A 21671-nucleotide genomic window follows, 5' to 3' on the forward strand; every position below is an offset into this window, starting at 1 on the left:
TTACACGCCGGAAACGAATCACACCGTCGTCGCTCAGTGGCCCCGTGTAGCGCGATCGTGGTCTCCGTGACCGCCCCGCAGCTCGATCTCCACCGCCAGCCACCCCAGCGCGCCGGCAACCTGTTGCGCGTCACCGCGGCGGTCGCGGCCCTGTCGGTGCCGCTGGCCATCGCGTCGTACGTGCTGCAGGTCGCGACCGGCGCCGGCCGATGCCGGCCCTGGCCGGAATGTGAGGAACTCATCCTTCCCGAGGTCCGGACCGCGTTCGTCCTCAGCACGACAGCCGCCGCCGAACTCGTGCTGATCGGCTGCTTCCTCGGACTGGCGATGGCGCGCGGCGGCGCCAAGCGGGACGCCGCGCGACGCACGTTCCGCGCCGCGATCGGCGTCGTCGTCCTCGCCGTCGCCGGCCTCACGGGCTGGCTCGAAGCGCCCACCAACCACCCCGGCGAGACTTCAGTAGGACCCGGCTACCTGATCCTGCTCAGCCTGTGGCTGCTCGCTCCGCTCGTTCTGTACGGCGTCCATCGCGGCGACCGAGGTGCGTCGATACCGGTAGCACTCGCGCTGCTCCCAACAGCGTTCGTCAGCATCGGCGCCCTCCCGAAGGTCCCGCTCGCCGCACTACCGCTCGCCATGCTCCTGATCGCCGCCATCACCGTCTCGATCGTCCGACGCCGGGAGGCGCTCCAGTGACCACCACGCGCCTCGATCTCCGCCGCCCGGCGCCCAAAGGCGCGGGCAACCTGTTCCGTGTCACCGCCGCAGTGAGCTTCCTGTCGCTTCCACTCCTCTGGGTCGTGTACCTGCTGTATCCGCTGCCACAGCTGGACTCCTGCCGACGCGTCGAAGGCGGTGAGCCGTGCCCGCCCAGCATCGACCGCGTCGGACGATCCGTCGACGAACTGGACCTCTTCCTGGCGACCGCAGGCGTGGAACTCGTGGCGATTGGCTGCTACCTCGCGCTCGCCGCAGCCCGCGGGTCGCTCGAGTTGCGCGCCGGCCTCCGCTGGTCACCGGTCGCGGTCGCCCTCGTCGCTCTCGCGGTCGGCGGCTTCGGCTGGCTGATGGACGACGGCGACCTGAACGGCGTCGACTCCGTCAGGCTCGGCTTCCTGCTCCTCTTCGCGCTGTGGCTCCTCACCCCGCTGGTCCTGTACTGCGTGTACCGGGGCGACCGGCATGCGGCGCTTCCCGTAGCGGTCGGCCTCGCGCCGACCGCGGCGACCAATGCGCTGGTGATCCCGGACGATCCAGTGGCCGCGCTGCCGGCCGTCATGCTCGCCGCCGGCGTTCTCACTCTCCTGGTCGTTCGCAGACGCCACTAGCTCAGAGGCGCGGATCCACCGGTTCCGATTCGAGGGCGAGGACGGCGAAGACGCATTCGTGGACGCGCCACAGCGGTTCGCCGCGGGCGGCACGGTCCAGTGCCTCCAGGCCGAGCGCGTATTCGCGAAGCGCCAGGGACCGCTTGTGGCCGAGGTTGCGGTCGCGGAGCCGAGCGAAGTTTGCCGGCTCGGTGTAGTCGGGCCCGTAGATGAGCCGCAGGTACTCCTGCCCGCGCACCTTCAGCCCCGGCTGGGCAAGCCCCTTCGCGGTGCGGGTCAGGTTGGCGGCCGGCTTGACGACCATGCCCTCTCCCCCGGCACCCGTCAGCTCCTCCCACCACGTGACCCCGGCGTCCCAGGTGCCGCTGTCCACGAACAGGCGGCGCGTCGGCGTGATCAGCTCCGGGCCGGCGGCAACCATCCGGTCCGCGATCCCGAGGTGCCACACATGCGGCCGGTCCTGGTACGTCGCGCCGTCGGACGCGAGCACCTGGAACGGCGCCAGCCGGACGCCGTCGAGCCCGTCGGTCGGCCAGCAGTACCGCCGGTACGCCGCGGTGAACCGCTCCGCGTTCGCCGTCCGCCGCTCGGCCGACACCAGCAGCTCGTCGACGTCGAGCCCGGCCGCCTGGGCGGAGCGCAGCGCAGCAGTTGCGGCTGGCAACGACGTACGAGCGGCCGCGCCGACGGCGGCGTACTGGTTGCGGAGCAGGTCCTCGGCCTTCGCGCTCCACGGGAGCAGCTCGGCGTCGAGCAGCAGCCACGAAGTGTCCAGCTCGTCGAACAGCCCGGCCCGCGAGGCGACCGCACGCAGGCGCAGCAGCAGCTCGCCGGTCAGCGAGGAGTCGAAGAACGATCGCCCGGTGCGCGTGTGAATCACGCCCCGACCGGCGAGGCCGAACCGTCTCTCAGCCACGTCGTCGTCCCGCGTGAGCAGCACGACCGCCCGCGAACCCATGTGCTTCTCCTCGCACACCAGTTCGGTGACGCCCTGCGCCTGGTAGGCCTCGAACGCTTGCCGCGGATGTTCCAGCAGCCCCGGCTCCGGCGACGTCGCGACCGGGCTCATCGTCGGCGGCAGGTACAGCAGGAACCGCGGGTCGATCGCGAACCGGCTCATCACCTCCAGCGCCGCGCCGGCCTGCTCGGCCCGGATGCTCAGTCGCCCGTGCGACGCGGTCTCGATCACCCGGCGACCAGTGACGTCGGTCAGCTCGAGGACATCGGGTTCGCGCGACGGTGCCGTTGCCACGTGCAACGGTTTCGCCGGGGCGTAGTACTCCTGAGCTGCCCGCACCGACACCAGCTCCCGCTCCGGGTAGCGCAGCGCGGTCAGCGAGCCGCCGAACACGCAGCCGGTGTCGAGACAGATCGTGTTGTTGATCCACTCCGGCTCCGGCGTCGGGGTGTGGCCGTAGACGACCGTCGCCCGACCGCGGTAGTCGTTCGCCCACGGGTAGCGCACCGGCAGCCCGAACTCGTCGGTCTCGCCGGTCGTCTCGCCGTACAGGCAGAACGAGCGGACGCGACCGCTTGTCCGGCCGTGCATCCGCTCGACCAGGCCGGCGTGCGAGACGACCAGCTTGCCGCCGTCGAACACGTAGTGCGAGATCAGCCCGTCGATGAACGTCGCCACCTCGTCGCGGAACTCCTGAGGCTCCAAGGCGAGCTGCTCGAGCGTTGTCTCCAGGCCGTGGCTGATCTTGACGTTCTTGCCCCGCAGTGCGCGCAGGAGCTTGTCCTCATGGTTGCCGGGCACGCAGTACGCGTTGCTGCTGGCAACCATCCCCATGACGAGCCGCAGCACGCCGGGGCTGTCCGGGCCGCGGTCGACGAGGTCGCCGACGAAGACCGCTCGGCGGTCCGGGTGGACGGCGTCGACCGGGCGGCCGGCGTCGTCGCGGGTGAGCGTGTAGCCCAGGTCGGTGAGCAGCTGCTCGAGCTCGGGGAGACAGCCGTGCACGTCACCGACGACGTCGAACGGGCCGGTCCGATCCGTGAGGTCGTTGTACAGCCGGGTACGTTCGATGCTGACGGCATCGATCTCCTCGACGCTGTTCAGCACGTGGACGGTACGAAATCCCTCGCGCTTGAGGCTGCGCAGCCCGCGCTTCAGCTGCGACCGCTGCCGGGCGATCACCTTGGCGCCGAACTGCCGGTCCGGCCGCTGCTCGTTGCGCTCCACGCACACGCGCTCCGGCGGGTCCAGCACGATCGCGACGGGGAGTACGTCGTACTCGCGGGCGAGGTTCACCAGCTCCTTGCGGGCGTCCGGCTGCACGTTGGTGGCGTCGATGACCGTCAGCCGCCCGGCCGCGAGCCGCTTGCCGGCGATGAAGTCGAGCACCTCGAAGGCGTCCTTCGTCGCGGCCTGGTCGTTCTCGTCGTCGGACACCAGACCGCGGCAGAAGTCGCTCGAGATCACCTCGGTCGGCAGGAAGTGCTTGCGCGCGAACGTCGACTTGCCGGAGCCGCTCGCGCCGACGAGAACCACGAGGGACAGCGCAGGTACGTCGATGGTCATCGCGCCTCCTCCCGCCGGAACAGTGCGAGCTGCGTGGGCGGACCCACCTCGGGGTCCACCGCGCCGACGGGCCGGAACTCGACTGTGTAGCCGTACCGGTCAGCCACCTCGCCGGCCCACGCGCCGAACTCCGGGCGGGTCCATTCGAAGCGGTGGTCGGGGTGGCGGAAGGTACCTGCCGGCAGGGACGGGAAGCGCACGTTGTACTCGCTGTTCGGGGTGGTGACGACGACTGCGGCGGGACGGGCGGTCCGGAAGACCGCATGGGCCAGAGCGGGCAGCCGCGGCGGGTCGACATGTTCGACGACCTCCATCAGCACGACCGCGTCGAGCCCGGCGAGTCGCTGGTCGGCGTACGTCACCGACGACTGCAGGAACGTCAGCCGGTCCCGCTGGCGGTCGGGCAGGTCCTCGTAGTGCAACCGCCGCTTGGCCGCGACCAGCGCCCGGGCCGACACGTCGGTCGCGATCACCTCGCCGATCATCGGATCCTTCAGCAGCTCGCCGGCGAGCGCGCCCTCGCCGCAGCCGATGTCGGCAATCCGGCGGGCGCCGAGTTCGCGCAGGACGCCGGCCACCGTCGTCCGCCGTTCGACGGCCAGCGACACCGAGCCCTCGTCCGTCGTTTCGTCGGCCAGCTCGAGGCCGTCCGCCTCGGCGAGCCGCTCCAGCGCGGCATCGGCCAGATACCGGCGATGCGCGAGGTAGCGGTGCGAGATCAGGTCCTTCTCCGGATGCGCGGCCAGCCAGCCCTCGCCGGCGCGGACGAGCTTGTCGACCTCGTCCGATCCGACCCAGTAGTGCTTGGCGTCGTCGAGGACCGGCAGCATGACGTACAGGTGATTGAGTGCGTCGGCCAGCCGCAGTACGCCGCTCAGCCGCAGGTCGACGTACCGCGAGTCACCCCAGGCCGGGATCTCCGGGTCGAGTGGCACCGGACGCGCGTCGACGGTCCAGCCGAGCGGCGCGAACAGGCGCGCGGCGAGCTCGGCGCCGCCGTTGCAGGGCAGTGCGGGGACGTGGACGTCCAGCGGGATCGCCCGCGCGGCCAGCTCGGGGCGCGCGTCGCAGCGGCCGTTCATCGCCGTCCGGAAGAGTTTCCCGAGCGCGACGGCAAGCAGGCTCGAGGCGGCGTACGGGCGGTCGTTCACGTACTGGCCGAGCGTGAATCCTTCGGCGGCCTTGCCGCGGCCGGACCTCACCAGGCCGATCGGGTCGATCTCGAGCAGCACCGCCGCTGTGCACCGCTCGTCGGTCGCCTCGGGGTAGAAGACATGCGCCGACCCGCCGGTGACGTCGATCGCCTGCGGGCGTGCGGGGTTCTTGTGCAACAGGAACCCGAAATCGCTCGCGGGCCCGCCTGCTCCGGCCAGATCGGTGCCAAGTGTCAGGAACACTTGAGGTATTCGATCACGTGTCGCAGTTCGAGACACGCGGATTAGGGGCTGGCGTGTTCGCTGGAATGGTTCTAGCTTGTGGTGAGAAGATGAGTCGCTACAGACCGTCCTTCCCCGCTGACAGTCGGTAATTGTCCCCGGTTTGTGGCGAGAATCCACTGTGCCTGACGGGGAAAGGATCATGGCAACTTTGTCACGCCACACGGGGTGTCGCCGGTGAAACCCCAGACGTTCGAACTCGTCCGATACACCGACATCAGCGGGGTTTCCGGAACCGGCGTCGTCGCCGAAGGCTGTGTGTTCACCGACGGCTCGGTGGCACTGCGCTGGCACGGCGCGAACCCCTCGACCGCCGTCTGGCCGGACCTCGACTCGATCCTCGCGGTCCACGGCCACAGCGGCGCCACCGTGGTGCGCTGGCTGGACGTCTCCGAGATGGAGCCCGTCCCCGGCACAGACCTGCTGCCCGGCGAGCTCACGCACATCCTCGCCACCGGCCGTCGGTCCCACCTGCCCCCGGCGGTCGCCTCCGCCTGACGCTTCGCCCGGCCGCCCCTACGGGGTGAGGCCGGTCAGGGCGAAGAACTCGGCGCGGGAGCTGGGGTTGTTCCGGAGGGTGCCGTGGAGCGCCGAGGTGACGGTGCGCGAGCCGGCCGCCCGGACGCCGCGCAGCGACATGCACTGGTGCTCGGCCTCGATCACGACACCGACGCCCTTCGGCGACAGGTGGTCCTGCAGCCAGTCCGCGACCTGCTTGGTGAGCCGCTCCTGCACCTGGAAGTCGCGCGCGAACAGCTCCACCACCCGGGCCAGCTTGGACAGCCCGAGGATCCGGTCGCCGGGCAGGTACCCGACGTGGGCGACGCCCTGGAACGGCAGCAGGTGGTGCTCGCACAGCGACTGCACCGGGATGTCCTTGGCCAGGACGAGCTCGTCGTACCCCTCGTCGTTCGGGAACGTGGTGAGCTCGAACTCCCGCGGCGTCAGCATCTCCGCATACGCGTTCGCGACCCGGCGCGGGGTGTCCGCGAGGTGCGCGCTGTGCGGGTCCCGCCCGAGCGCGGTCAGCAGGTCCGCGACGGCACGCTGCGCGGCGGGAAGGTCGATCTCCTCCCGGCGCGCGACGATATGGAGGGGGACGGACTCGAGGTCGGCCGAGATCGCCATCTGCACACTCCCTGAGGTATCAGCGAACTGACATCATACTGTTACGCCAACCAGAGTTGTCGATAGAATCATCCCGTGGACATGTCGTGGGACGCCTCGGTGCAGGCGGTCGCCGTCCTGGAGGAGCCGACCCGCCGCCGGCTCTACGAGTACGTCGTCGGCCGGCCGGAGCCGGTGAGCCGGGACGACGCCGCGAGCGCGCTCGGCATCCCGCGGACCACGGCCGCCTTCCACCTCGACCGGCTCACCGAGGAGGGTCTGCTCGACACCTGCTACGAACGCCGCACCGGTCGCACCGGCCCGGGGGCCGGCCGCCCCGCGAAGCTGTACCACCGCTCGGACCGCGAGATCGAGATCAGCCTCCCCGAGCGCCAGTACGCCGTGGCCGGCCAGCTTCTCGCCGCGGCCATCCAGGACGCCGAGTCCACCGGCGTCACACCCCGCGAGGCGGTCAACCGCCGCGCCCACGAGTACGGCGAGACGCTCGGCCGGGCCGCCCGCGACCGTGGCGGCTTACTGCAGGTGCTCGAGGCCTACGGTTTCGAGCCCCGGCCCGACGCGGACGGGATCGCACTGGCGAACTGCCCGTTCCGCCGGCTGGCGAAGGACCACCCGCAACTCGTCTGCGGTATGAACCTGCACCTCGTCGCCGGGCTGCTGACCACTCAGGATGCCCCGCTCCAGGCGGAGCTCACTCCGCGAGCCGGCCACTGCTGCGTCCGGATCACCGGACGTCCCGCATTGTGAGTGGTGAGCGTCCGCGAACTAAGCTCACCCCGTGGCCAAGGCGAAGCAGAGCCAGGGAACGCCGGCGACGGTGGCGCTGACCAAGGCGAAGGTCGAGTTCACGACGCATGCGTACGAGCACGACCCGGCCGCGAAGTCGTACGGGCTGGAGGCCGCCGAGGCACTCGGGCTGGCGCCGGAGCAGGTGTTCAAGACGCTGCTCGTCGAGGTCGACGGGAAACTCACCGTCGGCGTCGTCCCGGTCGCCAAGCAGCTCGACCTGAAGGCGATCGCAGCCGCGGCGGGCGGCAAGAAGGCGGTGATGGCCGACCCGGCCGCCGCCGAGCGCACCACCGGCTACGTCGTCGGCGGGATCAGCCCGATCGGCCAGAAGCGCGCCCTGCCCACGGTCGTCGACAGCACCGCCACCGACCACCCGACGGTCTACGTGTCGGGTGGCCGGCGCGGCCTCGACATCGGCCTGTCCCCTGCCGACCTGATCACCGTGACCAAGGCGCGGACGGCGGCTATCGCCAGATAGAGCCGAGCCGGCAGATGGTGACCCGCTCGACGACCGCGCGCCCCTCGGCGATCAGCTCCAACCCACAGGGGCGAACGTTGTAGCTCTGGTAGACGGCCCCGTCGTTCCCGAAGACGTCCAGCTGGTCACGGTCGACCAGCAGGTGCAGCGTGATCCTCCCGTCGACCGGCCGCAGCGTCGCTCCGTCGAGTGTCTGCTGCTCGCCGTCGTACACGATGTCCCGACCGGCCTTGACGGTCAACCTACGTGCGTCCCGGACGTCGATTGTTGCCTCGAGCTCGTAGGTGTCAGTCGCCGGAAGCTGGTGTGTGCCGTCCTCGACAGTGAGGTTCTCCCAGGTCTGCGGCTCGCCGCGGAGGAGTGCGAGTTCGGGGATCGGCGTGCTGAACACGCGCAGACCGTCGTCGGTACGGCGGAGCGTGAGGTCGACCGGGAAGGACGCGTTGCCGGTCCAGATCGAGCCCTTGTTCTCGCCCTGCCAGGCCATCGAGACGATCCGGTCGTCCGGCAGGTTCTCGAACGTCAGCCCGGCGTAGTACCCGCCGCCGGCGTGGGTCTCGGTCCGGTTGATCTTCTGCGGAGCCGTCCAGTCGGTGTGGAACGCCGTACCGTCCCAGTCCCCGACCAGGTAGTTGCCGCCGCCGTCGTGCAGAACCCAGCGGTGGCCGCCGTCGATCGGCATCCGGATCATGTTCGGGCACTCGAACAGCCACTCGGCCGGGTACCGGGAGCCGAACGTCCAGTCGAGCAGGTTCGCCGAGGTGTAGAAGTCGGCGCCGTTGCCGCCCTCGTCCGACCACACGACCATGCCCCAGTGTCCGGACGCCGGATCCCGGAACACCTTCGGGTCGCGGCTGGTGCCGCCCGGTGTCACGACTTTCTTGCCGTCGGCGTACGCCGTGAACGTGGCGCCGCCGTCCAGGCTGTAGAACACCGTGACGCCGTTCGTTCCGGAGTAGACGACGATCGGGTCGTCGTCGCCGGCCTTCAGGCCGCTCGCGTTGCCGGTGTCGACGACGCCGCCGCCGGACCACAGGTCGCCGGGGTGGGTCTTCGGGTCGAGCGCGATCGGCTGCTGCGTCCAGTGCACGAGGTCGGTGCTCGTCGCATGCCCCCAGTGCATCGTGTCCCACACCAGGCCGAACGGATTGTGCTGGTAGTAGAGGTGAAACACGCCGCGGTAGTACAGCGGCGCGTTCACGTCGTTCATCCAGCCGGCGCGGGTGCTGAAATGGAACTGCCCGCGGGCGTCTTCCTGGTAGTTCGTCTCCGGGTACGGAAAGTCCGTCATGAGTCAATGAGACCATCTGGCTCATCGACTCAGATGTCCGCTACCCCGTGATGCTCGGCCTGCCGGTTTCGAGGTGACCGGACAGCCGGCGGCGGTAGGCCGGGTCCTCGGCGGTCGTGACCTCGACGTCGTACCAGCCGCTATCGGTCGGCCAGAACAGCGGGCGGGACTGCTTGCCTCTGAGCTCGATCGTCGTGGTCTTGCTGGTGTAGCCGCGCGCCTTCAGCTTGACGGTCAACGGCTTCCTCGAGCCGTTCACCAGCAGGAGCTGGAGAGCGCCGGCGCGGTTCTCGATCCGTACGTCGAGGGCTGCCGCCGCGCCGGCGGACGTACCGGCGGCCTCGGCCCAGAAGCGGTTCGGGCCCTGGACGGCGAGTTCGAACGGGCCGTCCACGGGGATCGTGACCACGGCCGGCGTCTCGCCGTGGTGGACGTCCAGGTGGGTCGGGGCCGGGAGCTCACCGCCGTACGGATAGATCGCCAAGTGCGCCGACTGCGACCCGTTGTTGCTCAAGGCCAGCATCAACTTGCCATCGGCAACAGAACCCGAAACCGACGGCCCGTAAGGCAGCGCGCGAGCCGGACGGCGGCCGGGTTCCTGGACCGGGAGGGCCTGATCGGCGGGCGGCGTCGGGTGCCAGCGATTGATCGGCGCCGGGACCGGACCGGGCCGGTCGACCGACGGCTGCCGGTACGTCCGGTCGAAGTCGAACGCCGACGTCAGGTCACCACAGACCGTCCGCCGCCAGGAGCTGATGTTCGGCTCCCGGACACCGGTCCACAGTTCGAGGAACCGCAGGACCGAGGTGTGGTCGAAGACCTGCGAGTTGACGTGACCGCCGACCGTCCACGGCGACACCACGGTCATCGGGACCCGCGGGCCGAGCCCGATCGGCTTCCCGGCGTACCAGTCGTCGCCGGCCCCGGACGGCGGCTGCGGCGCGACCGGCGGCGGGACGTGGTCGAAGTACCCGTCGTTCTCGTCGAAGTTGATCAGCAGCACGGTCTTCGACCAGGTCTCCGGGTCCGACGCGATCGCGTCGAGCACGTCGTAGATCAGGTTCGCGCTGCCGACCGGCGTGGACGATCCGGGGTGTTCGGAGTCGACCGCCGCCGGCACCAGCCAGCTCACCTTCGGCAACGTCCCGGCCTTGATGTCGGCGCGCAACCGCGGTACCAGCGACTCCGGCTCGGAGCGGTACATCGCCTTGCGGAACAGCTTCTGGTCCGCGGCCGGGAGCTTCCCGACGGCCGCGTCGAGCTGCTGCAGCGCCACGGCCCGCTCGGCCTCGCTCTTCGCGAACAGCTTGTCGTAGAACTCCTCGGTCGTCCGGTAGCCGCCCGGCACGTTCGCAAGGATCCGGTGCCCGATGTCCTTGAAGGTCTTGAAGTACTCGACCGCGTTGTCGGTGAAGTTGTCCCACTCCTGGTAGATCTGCCAGGACACACCGGCCGCTTCCAGCCGTTCCGGGTACGCCGTCCAGTCGTAGCCCTTGTGGTCGTACGAGTACGCCGCGTTCGTCACCGCGCGCTGCGTCGTACCGGGCTCGTAGCCGGTCGTGCCGGACCACAGGTAGTTGCGGTTCGGGTTGGTCGAGCCGTTGACCGAGCAGTGGTACGCGTCGCAGATCGTGAACGTCTCTGCGAGCTCGTACTGCAACGGGATGTCGCGGCGGTCGTAGTGGGTCATCGTGGCCGCCGTCTTGGCCTGCACCCAGTCGTCGTTCCAACCGCCCGCCCAGGCCTGGGTGGCGTCGCCGTAGCCGTGGGCCAGCGCACCGAGGTACTGGATGTCGTCCGGGTTGCGGCCCGCGTCGGCGGCGGCCTTCCGGAGCGAGAACGGCAGCACCTCGCCGCCACCAGTCTTCGGCTGGTGGAAGACGCTCTTGCCGTTGCGCAGCCGCAGCGGCTGCCGGTCGCCGTACCCACGGACGCCGCGCAGCGTGCCGTAGTAGTGGTCGAACGAGCGGTTCTCCTGCATCAGCACGATCACGTGCTCGATCGCGCGCAGACCACCACGCCTCACAGGTTGCGCCATCGCGGTGTGCAGCGACGGTGGGAGCAGCGAAGCCGCTGCCCCACCCGCCACCGAACCGAGCACCAGGCGCCGGGAGATCTCAGTCATGGTCCCGGACCTTAGGTGGCCCCTGTAGCCGCTGCGCGGCCTGCAGATGAACAGCTATCCGCGGCGGGCGACCGCCGCGTCCCGGAGCTGCTGCAGCACCTGTTCGGTCGTGTCCCAGCCCAGGCAGGCGTCGGTGATCGACTGGCCGTAGGTCAGCTCCCGGGTCGGGTCGAGGTCCTGGCGGCCCTCCTGCAGGAACGACTCCAGCATCACACCGACGATCGCCCGGTCGCCGGCCGCGACCTGCGCGCCGATCTCCGCGGCCACGACCGGCTGCCGGCGGTGGTCCTTGCGGCTGTTGCCGTGGCTCGCGTCGATCACGACCCGCTCGGGGAGGCCGGCCTTGCGGAGCAGCTCGACGGCGCCGGCCACGGAGTCCGCGTCGTAGTTCGGGCCGCTGTCCGAGCCGCGCAGGACCAGGTGGCAGTCGGGGTTGCCGCGGGTGTGCAGGATGGCGGGCGCACCGTCGTGGTCGATACCGGTGAAGACGTGCGGGACGGCGGCCGCCTTGATCGCGTCGACCGCGGTGCCGATCGAGCCGTCCGGGCGGTTCTTCATCCCGATCGGCATCGACAGGCCGGACGACAACTGCCGGTGCACCTGGCTCTCCACGGTCCGGGCGCCGATCGCGCCCCAGCCGACGGTGTCCGCGATGTACTGCGGGGTGATCGGGTCGAGGAACTCGCAGCCGACCGGAAGGCCCAGCTCGCTGACCTGGACGAGCAGCCGCCGGGCGATCCGCAGGCCGCGGTTCACGTCACCGGAGCCGTCCAGGCCCGGGTCGTTGATCAGGCCCTTCCAGCCCAGCGTCGAGCGCGGCTTCTCGAAGTACACCCGCATCACGACGAGCAGGCCGTCGGACAGCAGCTCCGCGACCGGGCGGAGCCGCTCGGCGTACTCGAGGGCCGCGTCGGCGTCGTGGACCGAGCACGGACCGACGACGACCAGCAGACGGTCGTCGACGCCGTTCAGCACGTCGGCCACCGCCTGCCGGCCGTCGGCGACCGTACGGGCCACCTCGTCGCTGAGCGGGAACTCGTCGTGCAGGGCGAGCGGGGTGACCAGCGGGACGGTCTTCTCGATCCGTCGGTCGACGACGCGCGCCTGTTCGCTCGGTCTGGGGAGGGTGTTCATGCTGGGGACCTTTCCGCCGGTCCGCATGCGATGTCGCAGTCAGCCGGCTGGGAACGAGAAAAGGCAAGGACGGATGTCCTTGCCTTCGTGCCGGCTCTGGTGTCTGCGATGGGCGTCAGCGATCGGCTGAGTCGCCCGGCACCGGGGCCGGCCACTCAAAAAATCGCCAATAGCTGCGCTTCACAGGTACGACAATAGCAGTAACCATCCGAGGGGCGGCTTCGTTGACTGCTGCAAGACCGGGTCGAGACATCGGGGAGTGCAGCAAGGTGGTGAGGCCGCGAACCTTCGAGTTGGTTCGGTACCGGGATCCCAGTGGCGTGTCCGGGACCGGCGTGGTGGCGGAAGGGTGTGAGTTCACCGACGGCTCGGTGGCCCTGCGCTGGCGCGGCGACAACCCCGCGACGGCCGTCTGGCCCGACGTCGAGTCCATCCTGGCCGTGCACGGCCACCAGGGCGCGACGGAGATCCGCTGGATCGACTCACCCAGGACACCTGGCAACCTCTTCGAGGAACTGCACCAGGTGCGGCCCACGTCCGCAGTCACCGATCCGCTCCAGCCGCCGCCCGGCCACCCGCGTGGATGGGCAGGGGCCAGACACCTCAGGTAGGCCATGTCCGTCACGCAGATCTATCTGGTCCGGCACGGTGAGCCGGACTACGGGCCGATCGACTCCCAGGCCTGGCCGGGCGTCACGGCCGACTCCGCCCCGCTCACCGCCCTCGGGATGAAACAGGCCGAGGAGCTCGCCGACCTGCTCGGCGGCATCCGCGCGACCTACCTGGTCAGCTCACCGTTCACCCGCGCCCTGCACAGCGCCGCGATCATCGGCCACCGGCTGGCCCTCGGCGTCAAGGTCGACCACGACCTGCGCGACTGGCTGCCGGACGACACCGGCCGCCGCCGGAGCGCCGCCGACGTCCGCGCCGCCCGCGCCGAGTTCGAGGCGTACGACGGCGAGTGGCCGGACGGCATCCAGCGCCCCTGGGAGCCGCTGTCCCGGGTCCGCGAGCGCGCTCACGCCGCACTCGCCCGGCACACCGCGAGCACCGACGGACCGGTTCTGGCAATCACCCACGCCACCGTGATCCGCGCCCTGACCGGCGAGCGAGACACTGCCCACGGCGCCCACGAGCACTACCGATTCGACCCCGCGATCGGTGCCTGAGGCATCTGCACGTGCAGACGAACTTGCACCGTTGAAGTGACTCATGTCACATCAGATGCGGACGTGAACACGCCTCCCGCCTGAAAACCGCCGATCGCGGCACGCGGGCGCCTGCGGCGATAACGAATGGCTCGAACTTCGAGACAACAAGGGTTGAACTACGTAAGAGATGAGCATAGTTTTCACCGAGCGCCCGTCCGCGCTCACGGTGAGTCAAGGAGGTTGCCATGTCGAGAGGGATGCCTCGCCTGCCCCGCCCGCTCATGGATCTGTGGGACTGGCAGTCGCAAGCCGCATGCCGGGACGTCAACCCGGAGCTCTTCTTCTCGCCCGAATCGGAGCGTGGCGTTCGCAAACGCGCCCGCGAGATGGTGGCCAAGTCGCTGTGCGGAACCTGCCCGGTCCAGCCCGAATGCCGGCAGCACGCCCTGTCCGTCGGTGAGCCCTACGGCGTGTGGGGCGGCACCACGGAGTCCGAGCGCGACAACGCCCTCCTGCCCGAGCACCGCAAGTCCGCGTAGGAGCCGCCGGTCCTACCGTTCAGGATTTCCGTCGTCGGTCTCGGAGGACGACTCGTCGGAACCCTTGGAGTCCTTGGGTTTCGGCGTGTCCTCCGGATCCGGCGGCTTCACCGTCGTGCGCGGGTCCCGGTAGCGGTCCAGTGACTTGAGGAAGTCCGGATCGTCGTCGGGCGCCACCGGCCGCGCGGTGGGCCGCGGCGGCTGTCGCCGTACGACGGTGTCCTGGCGGTTGGCGTGCGCGCGCGACATCAGCAGCCAGACGATCGGCCCCGCGAACGGGACGAACACGATCAGGACGATCCACAGCAGCTTCGGCAGGTGCGGCACGTCCTCGTCGGGTGTCTGGATGCACGAGAACAGCGCATACACGGTGAGCACCAGGCTGATCAGGAACGGCAGGAATCGGACCACGCTCCAACAGTACGGCGCGCAGTGTGTCAGCGGGGATCAGCGGGCGGACGCGGTGAGTCCCCGCGCCCGCAGCACGCTGTTCTCCAGCGGCCGGAACACCAGCAGCTCGATGCCGACGCCGACCACGAAGATCAGCACGATGCCGGCGAACACCATCGAGATGTCGGACAGCGACATGCCGTTGTGCAGGTACTGCCCGAGACCCTCGCCGAGCTCCGGCGAGGTCGCGATCAGCTCCGCGGCCATCAGCGACCGCCACGAGAACGCCCAGCCCTGCTTGAGCCCGCCGAGGAACCCGGGCAGCGCGGCCGGCAGCAGGATGTACCGGATCCCGCCGAGCCTCCCGGCGCCGAGCGCCTGGCCGACCCGCGGCAGGATCGGCGGCACCTGGTCGAGACCGGACACCAGCCCGTTCGCGATCGACGGCACCGCGCCGAGCAGCACGACCCAGTAGATCGCCCGGTCGTTCAGCCCGAACCACAGGATCGCGGCCGGCACCCACGCCACCGACGGCAGGCTCTGCAGTCCCGACACCAGCGGCCCGATCCCGCGCCGGACGACGCGCAGGTTCGCGATCGCGAGGCCCAGCGGTACGGCGATCAGCAGCGAGATCGCGAACCCGATGACGGCACGGTGCACCGACACCCAGAACAGCTCGGCGATCTCGCCGCTCGTCACGAGCTGCCAGATCTGGCCCCACACGTCGACCGGCGCGGGCAGCTTGAACTCGGGCCAGAACGCGGCCGCCCACAACGCCTGCCAGATCGCCACCAGGACGACGACCGCGCCGACCGGCGGCAGCACCCGGGCCGCGATCCGGCGCAGGCGGGAGCCGTCCGGCGCGACGACCGGCGTGTCCAGGGCGTCGAGCCCGGCCTCGACCGACCCCGCCGTCGAACCGTCGTCGCGGACGTCAAGCTGCGGCATGGCTGCTGATCACCTTGCGCAGTGCGGTGTTGATCTCGTCGACCGCATCGGGCGACGCGTCGACGGTCCACTGCTGCACCACACGCCCGGGCCGCGACGACAGCAGGACGACGCGCTGCCCGAGCCGCACGGCCTCGCGGACGTCGTGCGTGACGAACAGGATCGCCGTACCGGTGGCGCGCCAGATTCGCAGCAGCTCGCCCTGGAGGACGTCCCGGGTGATCGCGTCCAGCGCGGAGAACGGCTCATCCATCAGCAGCAAGGACGGCTTGCCCGCATCCGAGCCGCCGGTGCTGTCGGTGGTCGACGCGAGCGCACGAGCCAGCGCGACTCGTTGCCGCATGCCACCGGACAGCTCGTGCGGCCGCTTGTCACCGAGACCGGCAAGCCGGACCAGCTCGAGCAGCTCGGCGGCTCTGGCCCGCCGTTGCGCCTTCGGTACGCCGGCCATCCGCAGCGGGAGCTCGACGTTCCCGGCCGCGGTCAGCCACGGCATCAGCGCGGCCTCCTGGAAGACCACGGCCGGGCGCGACGAGTTCAGCTCGATCCGTCCGGCGGTCGGGCGGTCGAGGCCGGCGACCAGGTTGAGCAGGGTCGTCTTGCCGCACCCGGACGCGCCGAGCAGGCAGACGAACTCCCCGGCCCGCACCTCGAGATCGACGCCGTCCAGCGCGAGCACCGATTTCCGGCCGCTGCCGAACGCCTTGCCTACGTGGTGGAACCGCACCGGGCTGAGCTGATCCGGCGGCGCGTCGAGAGTTGCGGTCACGGCTGTCCTCCTCCTGCTCTGCGTCCTACTTCGCGTCCAGGCCCGCGGCGTCGACCGCCGGCTTGCCTGCCTTCGCGAGTACCTCGTTGAGCGGCCCCAGGTCCGCGAAGCCGGCCACGGCCGGCGCCTCCTTCGCGATGCCCGCGGTGACCTGATCCTTGGCCAGCTGCGGGAAGGTGCCGGCGATCGGGTCCGCGGTGATCGTGATGTGCTCGAACGCCCGGTCGATGACGGCCGGCTTCAGCGCCTTGCCGGTCGCCTCCTTGAGCTGCTCGTTCACCACGGTCTTCGCCTGCGCGACGTTCGCCGTACTGAAGTCGATGGCCGCGACCAAGCCGGACAGCAAGGCCTTCACGGTCTCCGGGTGCTCCTGCAGGAACTGGGTGCGGACGATCAGCACGGTCGTTGGGAACTTGCCGTCGGGCCACAGCGACGCCTCGTCGAGCAGGACCTTCGCGCCGGCGTCCAGGACCAGCCGTGACGACCAGGGCTCGGGCAGCCAGGCCGCGTCGACATCACCCTTCTTGAAGGCATCCAGGGTCTGCGCGTTCTCGAGGTTGGTGACCTTGACCTTGCCGGTCAGCTTCTGCTCGGCGAGCCACTTCTTCAGCGACACGTCCTGGGTGTTGCCGAGCTGCGGCGTGACGACGGTCTTGCCGACCAGGTCGGCAGGCTTGGTGATGGTCGGCTTGACCACGAGCTGCGCACCGCCGGATGTCGCGCCGGCGATCAGGCGGACCGCCTCGCCCTTCGACTTTGCGTAGGCGTTGATCGCCGGCCCGGAACCGATGAACGACGCGTCCAGCGAGCCGCCGAGCAACGCGCCCACGGCCTCCGGCCCGGCGTTGAACTTGGTCGGCACCAGCTTGGTGCTGCCGAGCTCCTTGGTGAACAGGCCCTGGCCGAGACCTACCAGGGCGGCGGCGTGGGTGACGTTCGGGAAGTAGCCGAGCCGCAGTTCGGCGGCGGGGCCGTTGTCGTTCGAGACCGCTGTCGTCTCGTTGCCGTCGGCACGGGAGCAACCCGCGGCGGCGACGGTCAGAGCGAGAGCGGAAGCGAGCAGGCGGAACGGACGGAAGATGCTCACAGGGGAACCTCTGTCTTGACGGAGGAGAAAGTTCAGGAAGCAGGCTCAAGCTCGGTCTCGTCGAGGAGACGCTCGGCCTCGCGGACGGTACGGCGGGCCTGGGCGCGAACGCCGTACGCGACGATGGCGGCCCAGCCGAGCACGAGCGCCGCGTAGACGGCGTACCGCGGGCCGGTGGCGACGTCGAGGCCGTTCAGCACGGTGCGGGCGTTGGTCAGGATCAGCACCAGGCCGACGCCGACGCCGAGCCAGCGGGTGGCCAGGCGGGAGACGAGCCACGCGGCCAGCGGCGCCGCGAGGACGCCGCCGATCAGCAGCGCGGCGACGATGCCGAACGGCAGGTTCTTCCCGCCCAGGCCGAACAGGAATCCGATGCTGGCGGCGACCGAGACCAGGAACTCGGCCGCGTTCACCGACCCGACGGCGCGCCGCGGCGCGAGTTTGCCGCTGGACAGCAGCGCGGAGTTCGCGACCGGTCCCCAGCCGCCGCCACCGGTGGCGTCGATGAAGCCCGCGACCAGACCGAGCGGCCCGAGGAACCGCCCGGCCGGACGGCCCTCGATGACGGCCCGGACCTTCCCGGTGCCGAACCGGACCAGGATGTAGACGCCGAGCAGGAGCAGCAGACCGGCCACCCACAGCGACGCGGACTCGGTCGACAGGCTGGACAGGAACGTGGCGCCGGCGAACGCGCCGGCCGCGCCCGGGACGCCGATCAGCGCGACCACGCGCCAGTCGACGTTGCCGAACCGCCAGTGCGACAGACCGGAGGCGAGTGTGGTGCCGACCTCGGCCAGGTGCACCGAGGCGGAGGCGACGGCCGGGGTGATCCCGGTGATCAGCAGGGCGGTGCTGGCGGTGACGCCGTAGGCCATGCCGAGGGTGCCGTCGACGAGCTGGGCGATCGAGCCGAGCAACGCGATCAGGATGAGACGACGCACGGAGCTACTCCTGCGGACGGGAGGGAGACGGACGGAAGAGTTACGCCGTCGCCCGACAACCCGCGGAGTTCACGCGCAGCAGATCGACGTGCCGGCGCCGGGTGAGGGCGTCCCCGGGCGCGTTCGCGATGATCTGCATGACTCTATGAAAGCGGACAAAGTCGAGCAAGATGCTCAGGTTTCAGGATGTGGACCTACAAATCACGAACCGAGACGGACGATCATTTCCGATCATCCGGCCGGATCTGGTCACACGGTTGAAAGCCGGGCGTCCCGCTGCCTACGGTCCTCAGCGTGCTGACTCCTCGATCGCTCAAGACCGAGTACGCCGATCGGCCGCTCGGGCTCGACGTAGCGCGCCCACGGTTCAGCTGGGTCGCCGTCGCCCCCGGATACGGCGCCGCGCAGACGGCGTACCAGGTCCTGGTCGCCTCCGCGCCCGAACTGCTGACGCCGCAGCGCGCCGACGTGTGGGACTCGGGCAAGGTCGGGTCGGCGCAGACCTTCGGGATCGAGTACGACGGCCCGGCGGCCGCGCGGACCCGGTACCACTGGACCGTCCGGCTGTGGGACCACGACGACCGGGCCGGCGAATGGGCCGAGCCGTCGTGGTTCGAGACCGGTCTGCTCGGCGAGGGGTTCGGGACCGCGCAGTGGATCGGCGGCGCGACGCAGAGCGCACCGCTCCTGCGGCGAAGCTTCGCGGTCGACGGCGCCGTACGGCGGGCCCGGCTCTACGCCAGCGGCCTCGGCTACGCGGTTCTCCGACTGAACGGGCAGGCAGTCAGCGACGCGGTCCTGGATCCGGGGTTCACCGCCTACGACCGCACGGTTCTGTATGTCACGCACGACGTGACCGAGCTGCTGCGGTCCGGCGGCAACGTGGTCGGCGCGGAGCTGGGCCGCGGCTTCTTCGGCATGACCTCGGTGAACGTCTGGCGCTGGCACGACACTCCGTGGACCGCCGAGCCGCGGCTGCTCGCGCGGCTGGTCGTCGAGTACGACGACGGCCGCGTGGACGAGGTGGTGACGGACGGGACGTGGCGGATCACCGGTGGGCCGACGCTGTCCGACTCGCTGTACACCGGTGAGACGTACGACGCCCGGCGAGCACTGCCCGGCTGGGACACGGCCGGATTCGACGACGCGTCCTGGTCTGCCGCCGCCGTCGTCGAGGCGCCGGGCGGCACGCTGACCGCGCAGGCCCACGAGCCGATCCGCGTGATCGAGACCGTCGACCCGGTCGAGGTGACCGAGGTCCGGCCGGGCGTGTGGATCGCCGACTTCGGCCGGACCGTGGCGGGCTGGACCAGATTGTCGACCACCGCGCCGGCTGGTACCACGATCACCCTCACGCACGGCGAGACGGTTGCCGACGGCAACGTAGCGGCGTGGAACGTGCACGTCGACGGCGACCGGATCCAGCGCGACGAGTACGTCGCCGCCGGCACCGGGGTCGAGACGTGGGAGCCGCGGTTCTCGTACAAGGGCTTCCGCTACGTGCAGATCGAGGGCGCGCCGACCGCGGTGCAGATGCGGGTGGTGAACTCCGACGTCGCGTCCGCGACGCGGTTCGCCTCGACGCAGTCGGCGTACGAGGTGTTCGAGCGGGCCATGCGCCGCACGATCCTCGGCAACCTGCACGGGATCCCGACCGATACGCCGTACTTCGAGAAGAACGGCTGGACCGGCGACGCGCAGGTCGGCGCTCCGACGATGCTCGCGACGCTCGACCTGGCGCGGTTCTTCACCAAGTGGCTCGGCGACATCCGCGACAGCCAGGCCGACTCCGGGCAGCTGCCGGTGATCGTGCCGTCGAGCGGCTGGGGATTCACCGACCTCTCCCCCGCGACCGAATGGCCGACCGTCTACCCGTTCCTGCTGCGCGAGATGTATCGCTGGTACGGCGACGAGCGGCTGCTCCGTGAGCACTGGGAGTCGCTGACGCGCTACCTCGGGTGGGAGCTGGACCGGGTCGAGGACGGGTTGTCGGTCAGCGTGCTCGGCGACTGGCTCCCGCCCGGCTTCGGCAGCGGCCCGGCGCCGGAGGACCGGCGACTGACGGGGACGGCGTACCTCTACCGGGCGCTCGTCGTCGCGGCGGAGATCGGCGATGTCATTGGGCAGCCCAACGACTACCGGAAGGCCGCCGCGGAGCTCGCGGACGGGCTGAACCGGACGTTCCTGGACCGCGCGGCCGGTCGGTACCGGTCGGCGGAGGACCCCGACTACCGCCAGACGTCGAACGCCGTGCCGCTGGCGTTCGGGATCGTCCCGGAGGACCTGGTCGCGCGAGTCGCCGAGGGTCTCGCGGCGGACGTCGAGGCGCGCGGCTTCCACCTCAACACGGGCTGCCTGGGCGTCGGCGTACTGCTCCCGGTGCTGACCGTGCACGGGTACGCCGACGTCGCGACGAAGGTCGCGCTGCAGCGCAGCTACCCGAGCTGGGGCTACTGGTTCGATCTCGGCGCGGACACCATGTGGGAGAAGTGGGAAGAGGACTCGCGGTCGCGGAACCACTACTTCCAGGGCACGGTCGTGCAATGGATCTTCGAGAACGTCGCCGGGCTGCGCGTCGTCGACGCGGGCGCCGAGCGGATCGTCGTTCGGCCGGACGCGCGCGACGAGACCGACTCGGCGAGCATCCGGACCGAGACGATCCGCGGACGGGTGTCGGTGTCGTGGAAGAAGACCGGACGGGTGCTGTCGCTGGATGTCCAGGTGCCGGTCGGCAGCACGGCTGAGATCCACGTCCCGTCGGCTCGAGCGTCGGACGTCGACGCCGTGCCGCAGTCGTTCGCGGGCACTCCGACGTACGACTCGGGCTACACGGTCTACACGGTCGGCGCCGGGCAGTGGGCTTTCACGAGCCGCTCTGCTTGACGTAGATGAGGTCGCGGACGTCGCGTCCCTCGGCCTGCGCGCGGGACTCGAACTTGGTCACGGGCCGCCACTCGGGACGCGGCGCCCAGCCGTCGGACTCACTGCCGTACTGGTTGCGCAGCGTCGGCTCGGCCTCGCACACCGCGAGCATGCCGTCGGCGTAGTCCGCCCAGTCCGTTGCCAGGTGCAACGTCCCGCCCGGCTGCAGGCGGTCCGCGATCAGCGCGACGAACGGCGCCGTGACGAGCCGCCGCTTGTGGTGCCGCTTCTTCGGCCACGGGTCCGGGAAGAAGATCCGTACGCCGGCCAGCGCGCCGGGCGCGACGTGATCACGCAGGAAGTCCAGCGCGTCGCCCTGCAGCAGGCGGACGTTGTCCAGGTCGTACTTCTCCACCCAGAGCATCAGCTGACCGAGACCGGCCGGGTAGACCTCCGCGGCCAGGTGGTTGACCTCCGGCATCGCGACGGCGAGCTGCGCGGTCGCCTCGCCCATCCCGGAGCCGATCTCCAGCACGGTAGGCGCTTCCCGCCCGAACCACTCGGCCAGGTCGAGGACGCCGGGCGGGAGATCCTCCTGGGTCCGGCCCAGGTCGGGCCAGTGGGACTGCCAGACGCGCTTCTGCCCGACCGTCATCCGCACACTGCGCCGGACGGTGCTGAACACACCGGCTTGCCTGACCTGATCCACTGCCTCCACCAGCCGGAGTCTAGCGTTGACGAGACATCCCCC

Annotated in this window: 22 protein-coding genes; 9 read left to right on the plus strand and 13 right to left on the minus strand. The window is 70.3% G+C overall.

Translation table 11 applies throughout. The features are described 5' to 3' along the window. Positions 1–66: 66 nt before the first annotated feature. Together AB0L64_RS25410 and AB0L64_RS25415 are read left to right on the plus strand one after the other, a co-directional pair. Complete coding sequence (locus AB0L64_RS25410; RefSeq protein ID WP_363713840.1) at positions 67–696, plus strand: hypothetical protein; 630 nt, start codon at positions 67–69, stop codon at positions 694–696. Beyond that, a complete protein-coding gene (locus AB0L64_RS25415; RefSeq protein ID WP_363713842.1) occupies positions 693–1328 on the plus strand; it encodes a hypothetical protein in 636 nt (211 codons plus the stop codon). Before AB0L64_RS25410 ends, AB0L64_RS25415 begins: the two co-directional genes overlap by 4 nt. Before the next feature lies 1 nt (position 1329). Here the strand turns inward: AB0L64_RS25415 and AB0L64_RS25420 are convergent, their stop codons facing one another. Further along, entirely contained in the window at positions 1330–3852 is a 2523-nt protein-coding gene (locus AB0L64_RS25420; RefSeq protein ID WP_363713844.1) for a polynucleotide kinase-phosphatase, read from the minus strand. After that, complete coding sequence (locus AB0L64_RS25425; RefSeq protein WP_363713845.1) at positions 3849–5249, minus strand: 3' terminal RNA ribose 2'-O-methyltransferase Hen1; 1401 nt, start codon at positions 5247–5249, stop codon at positions 3849–3851. The genes AB0L64_RS25420 and AB0L64_RS25425 overlap by 4 nt, the downstream gene beginning before the upstream one ends. A 216-nt stretch (positions 5250–5465) precedes the next feature. Between AB0L64_RS25425 and AB0L64_RS25430 the strand changes: the two genes are divergently transcribed. After that, on the plus strand, positions 5466–5786 hold the full coding sequence (locus AB0L64_RS25430; protein WP_363713847.1) for a hypothetical protein: 321 nt from the start codon (positions 5466–5468) through the stop codon (positions 5784–5786). A gap of 18 nt (positions 5787–5804) precedes the next feature. Here AB0L64_RS25430 and folE read toward each other — a convergent pair whose 3' ends face one another. Continuing rightward, positions 5805–6416: a GTP cyclohydrolase I FolE gene (gene folE / locus AB0L64_RS25435; protein ID WP_359932789.1), complete on the minus strand. Its 612-nt coding sequence runs from the start codon at positions 6414–6416 to the stop codon at positions 5805–5807. 81 nt (positions 6417–6497) lie between these two features. Here folE and AB0L64_RS25440 point away from each other — a divergent pair, with 81 nt between their 5' ends. Together AB0L64_RS25440 and ybaK are read left to right on the plus strand one after the other, a co-directional pair. Further along, complete coding sequence (locus AB0L64_RS25440) at positions 6498–7163, plus strand: helix-turn-helix domain-containing protein (RefSeq protein WP_363714526.1); 666 nt, start codon at positions 6498–6500, stop codon at positions 7161–7163. Between the two features lie 31 nt (positions 7164–7194). Continuing rightward, positions 7195–7683 carry a Cys-tRNA(Pro) deacylase gene (gene ybaK / locus AB0L64_RS25445; protein ID WP_363713850.1) on the plus strand — a complete coding sequence of 163 codons (489 nt, stop codon included), beginning with the start codon at positions 7195–7197 and terminating at the stop codon, positions 7681–7683. Here ybaK and AB0L64_RS25450 read toward each other — a convergent pair. Genes AB0L64_RS25450 through AB0L64_RS25460 form a run of 3 tightly spaced genes read right to left on the minus strand, consistent with a single transcriptional unit; the run spans position 7670 to position 12233 of the window. Next, on the minus strand, positions 7670–8974 hold the full coding sequence (locus tag AB0L64_RS25450) for a glycoside hydrolase family 32 protein (protein WP_363713852.1): 1305 nt from the start codon (positions 8972–8974) through the stop codon (positions 7670–7672). The two genes, ybaK and AB0L64_RS25450, sit on opposite strands and share 14 nt — an antisense overlap. A 40-nt stretch (positions 8975–9014) precedes the next feature. Then, complete coding sequence (locus AB0L64_RS25455) at positions 9015–11099, minus strand: phosphocholine-specific phospholipase C (protein WP_363713854.1); 2085 nt, start codon at positions 11097–11099, stop codon at positions 9015–9017. A 54-nt stretch (positions 11100–11153) separates the two neighbouring features. Then, on the minus strand, positions 11154–12233 hold the full coding sequence (locus AB0L64_RS25460) for a 3-deoxy-7-phosphoheptulonate synthase (protein ID WP_363713856.1): 1080 nt from the start codon (positions 12231–12233) through the stop codon (positions 11154–11156). A gap of 272 nt (positions 12234–12505) precedes the next feature. Between AB0L64_RS25460 and AB0L64_RS25465 the strand changes: the two genes are divergently transcribed. The 3 genes from AB0L64_RS25465 (at position 12506) to AB0L64_RS25475 (ending at position 13923) form a co-directional block, all read left to right on the plus strand. Next, positions 12506–12844 carry a hypothetical protein gene (locus AB0L64_RS25465; RefSeq protein ID WP_363713858.1) on the plus strand — a complete coding sequence of 113 codons (339 nt, stop codon included), beginning with the start codon at positions 12506–12508 and terminating at the stop codon, positions 12842–12844. A gap of 3 nt (positions 12845–12847) precedes the next feature. Beyond that, positions 12848–13402, plus strand: coding sequence for a histidine phosphatase family protein (locus AB0L64_RS25470; protein WP_363713859.1), 555 nt, complete (start codon positions 12848–12850; stop codon positions 13400–13402). Positions 13403–13629: 227 nt separating this feature from the next. Further along, positions 13630–13923, plus strand: a complete 294-nt coding sequence (locus AB0L64_RS25475) for a WhiB family transcriptional regulator (RefSeq protein ID WP_363713861.1) — start codon at positions 13630–13632, stop codon at positions 13921–13923. Positions 13924–13935: 12 nt separating this feature from the next. On the opposite strand, the gene AB0L64_RS25480 is transcribed toward AB0L64_RS25475, so the two are convergent. From AB0L64_RS25480 to AB0L64_RS25505, 6 genes are read right to left on the minus strand one after another with little or no spacing between them, the layout of a single operon-like run. Then, positions 13936–14334 carry a PLD nuclease N-terminal domain-containing protein gene (locus AB0L64_RS25480; RefSeq protein ID WP_363713863.1) on the minus strand — a complete coding sequence of 133 codons (399 nt, stop codon included), beginning with the start codon at positions 14332–14334 and terminating at the stop codon, positions 13936–13938. A 36-nt stretch (positions 14335–14370) separates the two neighbouring features. Continuing rightward, positions 14371–15261 (minus strand): ABC transporter permease, encoded by an 891-nt coding sequence (locus tag AB0L64_RS25485; protein WP_359932766.1) that lies wholly within the window; start codon positions 15259–15261, stop codon positions 14371–14373. Next, on the minus strand, positions 15248–16030 hold the full coding sequence (locus tag AB0L64_RS25490; protein WP_363713865.1) for an ABC transporter ATP-binding protein: 783 nt from the start codon (positions 16028–16030) through the stop codon (positions 15248–15250). Before AB0L64_RS25490 ends, AB0L64_RS25485 begins: the two co-directional genes overlap by 14 nt. Positions 16031–16055: 25 nt before the next feature. Continuing rightward, a complete protein-coding gene (locus AB0L64_RS25495; RefSeq protein ID WP_363713867.1) occupies positions 16056–17117 on the minus strand; it encodes an ABC transporter substrate-binding protein in 1062 nt (353 codons plus the stop codon). A 32-nt stretch (positions 17118–17149) separates the two neighbouring features. Further along, positions 17150–18058: a sulfite exporter TauE/SafE family protein gene (locus AB0L64_RS25500; RefSeq protein ID WP_359932757.1), complete on the minus strand. Its 909-nt coding sequence runs from the start codon at positions 18056–18058 to the stop codon at positions 17150–17152. A gap of 40 nt (positions 18059–18098) precedes the next feature. Continuing rightward, positions 18099–18197, minus strand: a complete 99-nt coding sequence (locus AB0L64_RS25505) for a putative leader peptide (RefSeq protein WP_355688645.1) — start codon at positions 18195–18197, stop codon at positions 18099–18101. Between the two features lie 155 nt (positions 18198–18352). Between AB0L64_RS25505 and AB0L64_RS25510 the strand changes: the two genes are divergently transcribed. Further along, entirely contained in the window at positions 18353–20941 is a 2589-nt protein-coding gene (locus AB0L64_RS25510; protein WP_363713870.1) for a family 78 glycoside hydrolase catalytic domain, read from the plus strand. Here AB0L64_RS25510 and trmB read toward each other — a convergent pair. Next, complete coding sequence (gene trmB / locus AB0L64_RS25515; protein ID WP_363713872.1) at positions 20922–21638, minus strand: tRNA (guanosine(46)-N7)-methyltransferase TrmB; 717 nt, start codon at positions 21636–21638, stop codon at positions 20922–20924. The two genes, AB0L64_RS25510 and trmB, sit on opposite strands and share 20 nt — an antisense overlap. Positions 21639–21671: the final 33 nt, after the last annotated feature.

This window comes from Kribbella sp. NPDC051936, assembly GCF_040680955.1.
In the GTDB taxonomy this organism is placed as follows: domain Bacteria; phylum Actinomycetota; class Actinomycetes; order Propionibacteriales; family Kribbellaceae; genus Kribbella.

Excerpts from the sequence above, each read along its gene's own strand:
- AB0L64_RS25420 (WP_363713844.1), bottom strand. The coding sequence starts at position 3,852 with ATGACCATCGACGTACCTGCGCTGTCCCTCGTGGTTCTCGTCGGCGCG.
- folE (WP_359932789.1), bottom strand. The coding sequence starts at position 6,416 with ATGGCGATCTCGGCCGACCTCGAGTCCGTCCCCCTCCATATCGTCGCG.
- AB0L64_RS25440 (WP_363714526.1), top strand. The coding sequence starts at position 6,498 with ATGTCGTGGGACGCCTCGGTGCAGGCGGTCGCCGTCCTGGAGGAGCCG.
- AB0L64_RS25450 (WP_363713852.1), bottom strand. The coding sequence starts at position 8,974 with ATGACGGACTTTCCGTACCCGGAGACGAACTACCAGGAAGACGCCCGC.
- AB0L64_RS25455 (WP_363713854.1), bottom strand. The coding sequence starts at position 11,099 with ATGACTGAGATCTCCCGGCGCCTGGTGCTCGGTTCGGTGGCGGGTGGG.
- AB0L64_RS25460 (WP_363713856.1), bottom strand. The coding sequence starts at position 12,233 with ATGAACACCCTCCCCAGACCGAGCGAACAGGCGCGCGTCGTCGACCGA.
- AB0L64_RS25470 (WP_363713859.1), top strand. The coding sequence starts at position 12,848 with ATGTCCGTCACGCAGATCTATCTGGTCCGGCACGGTGAGCCGGACTAC.
- AB0L64_RS25475 (WP_363713861.1), top strand. The coding sequence starts at position 13,630 with ATGTCGAGAGGGATGCCTCGCCTGCCCCGCCCGCTCATGGATCTGTGG.
- AB0L64_RS25485 (WP_359932766.1), bottom strand. The coding sequence starts at position 15,261 with ATGCCGCAGCTTGACGTCCGCGACGACGGTTCGACGGCGGGGTCGGTC.
- AB0L64_RS25505 (WP_355688645.1), bottom strand. The coding sequence starts at position 18,197 with ATGCAGATCATCGCGAACGCGCCCGGGGACGCCCTCACCCGGCGCCGG.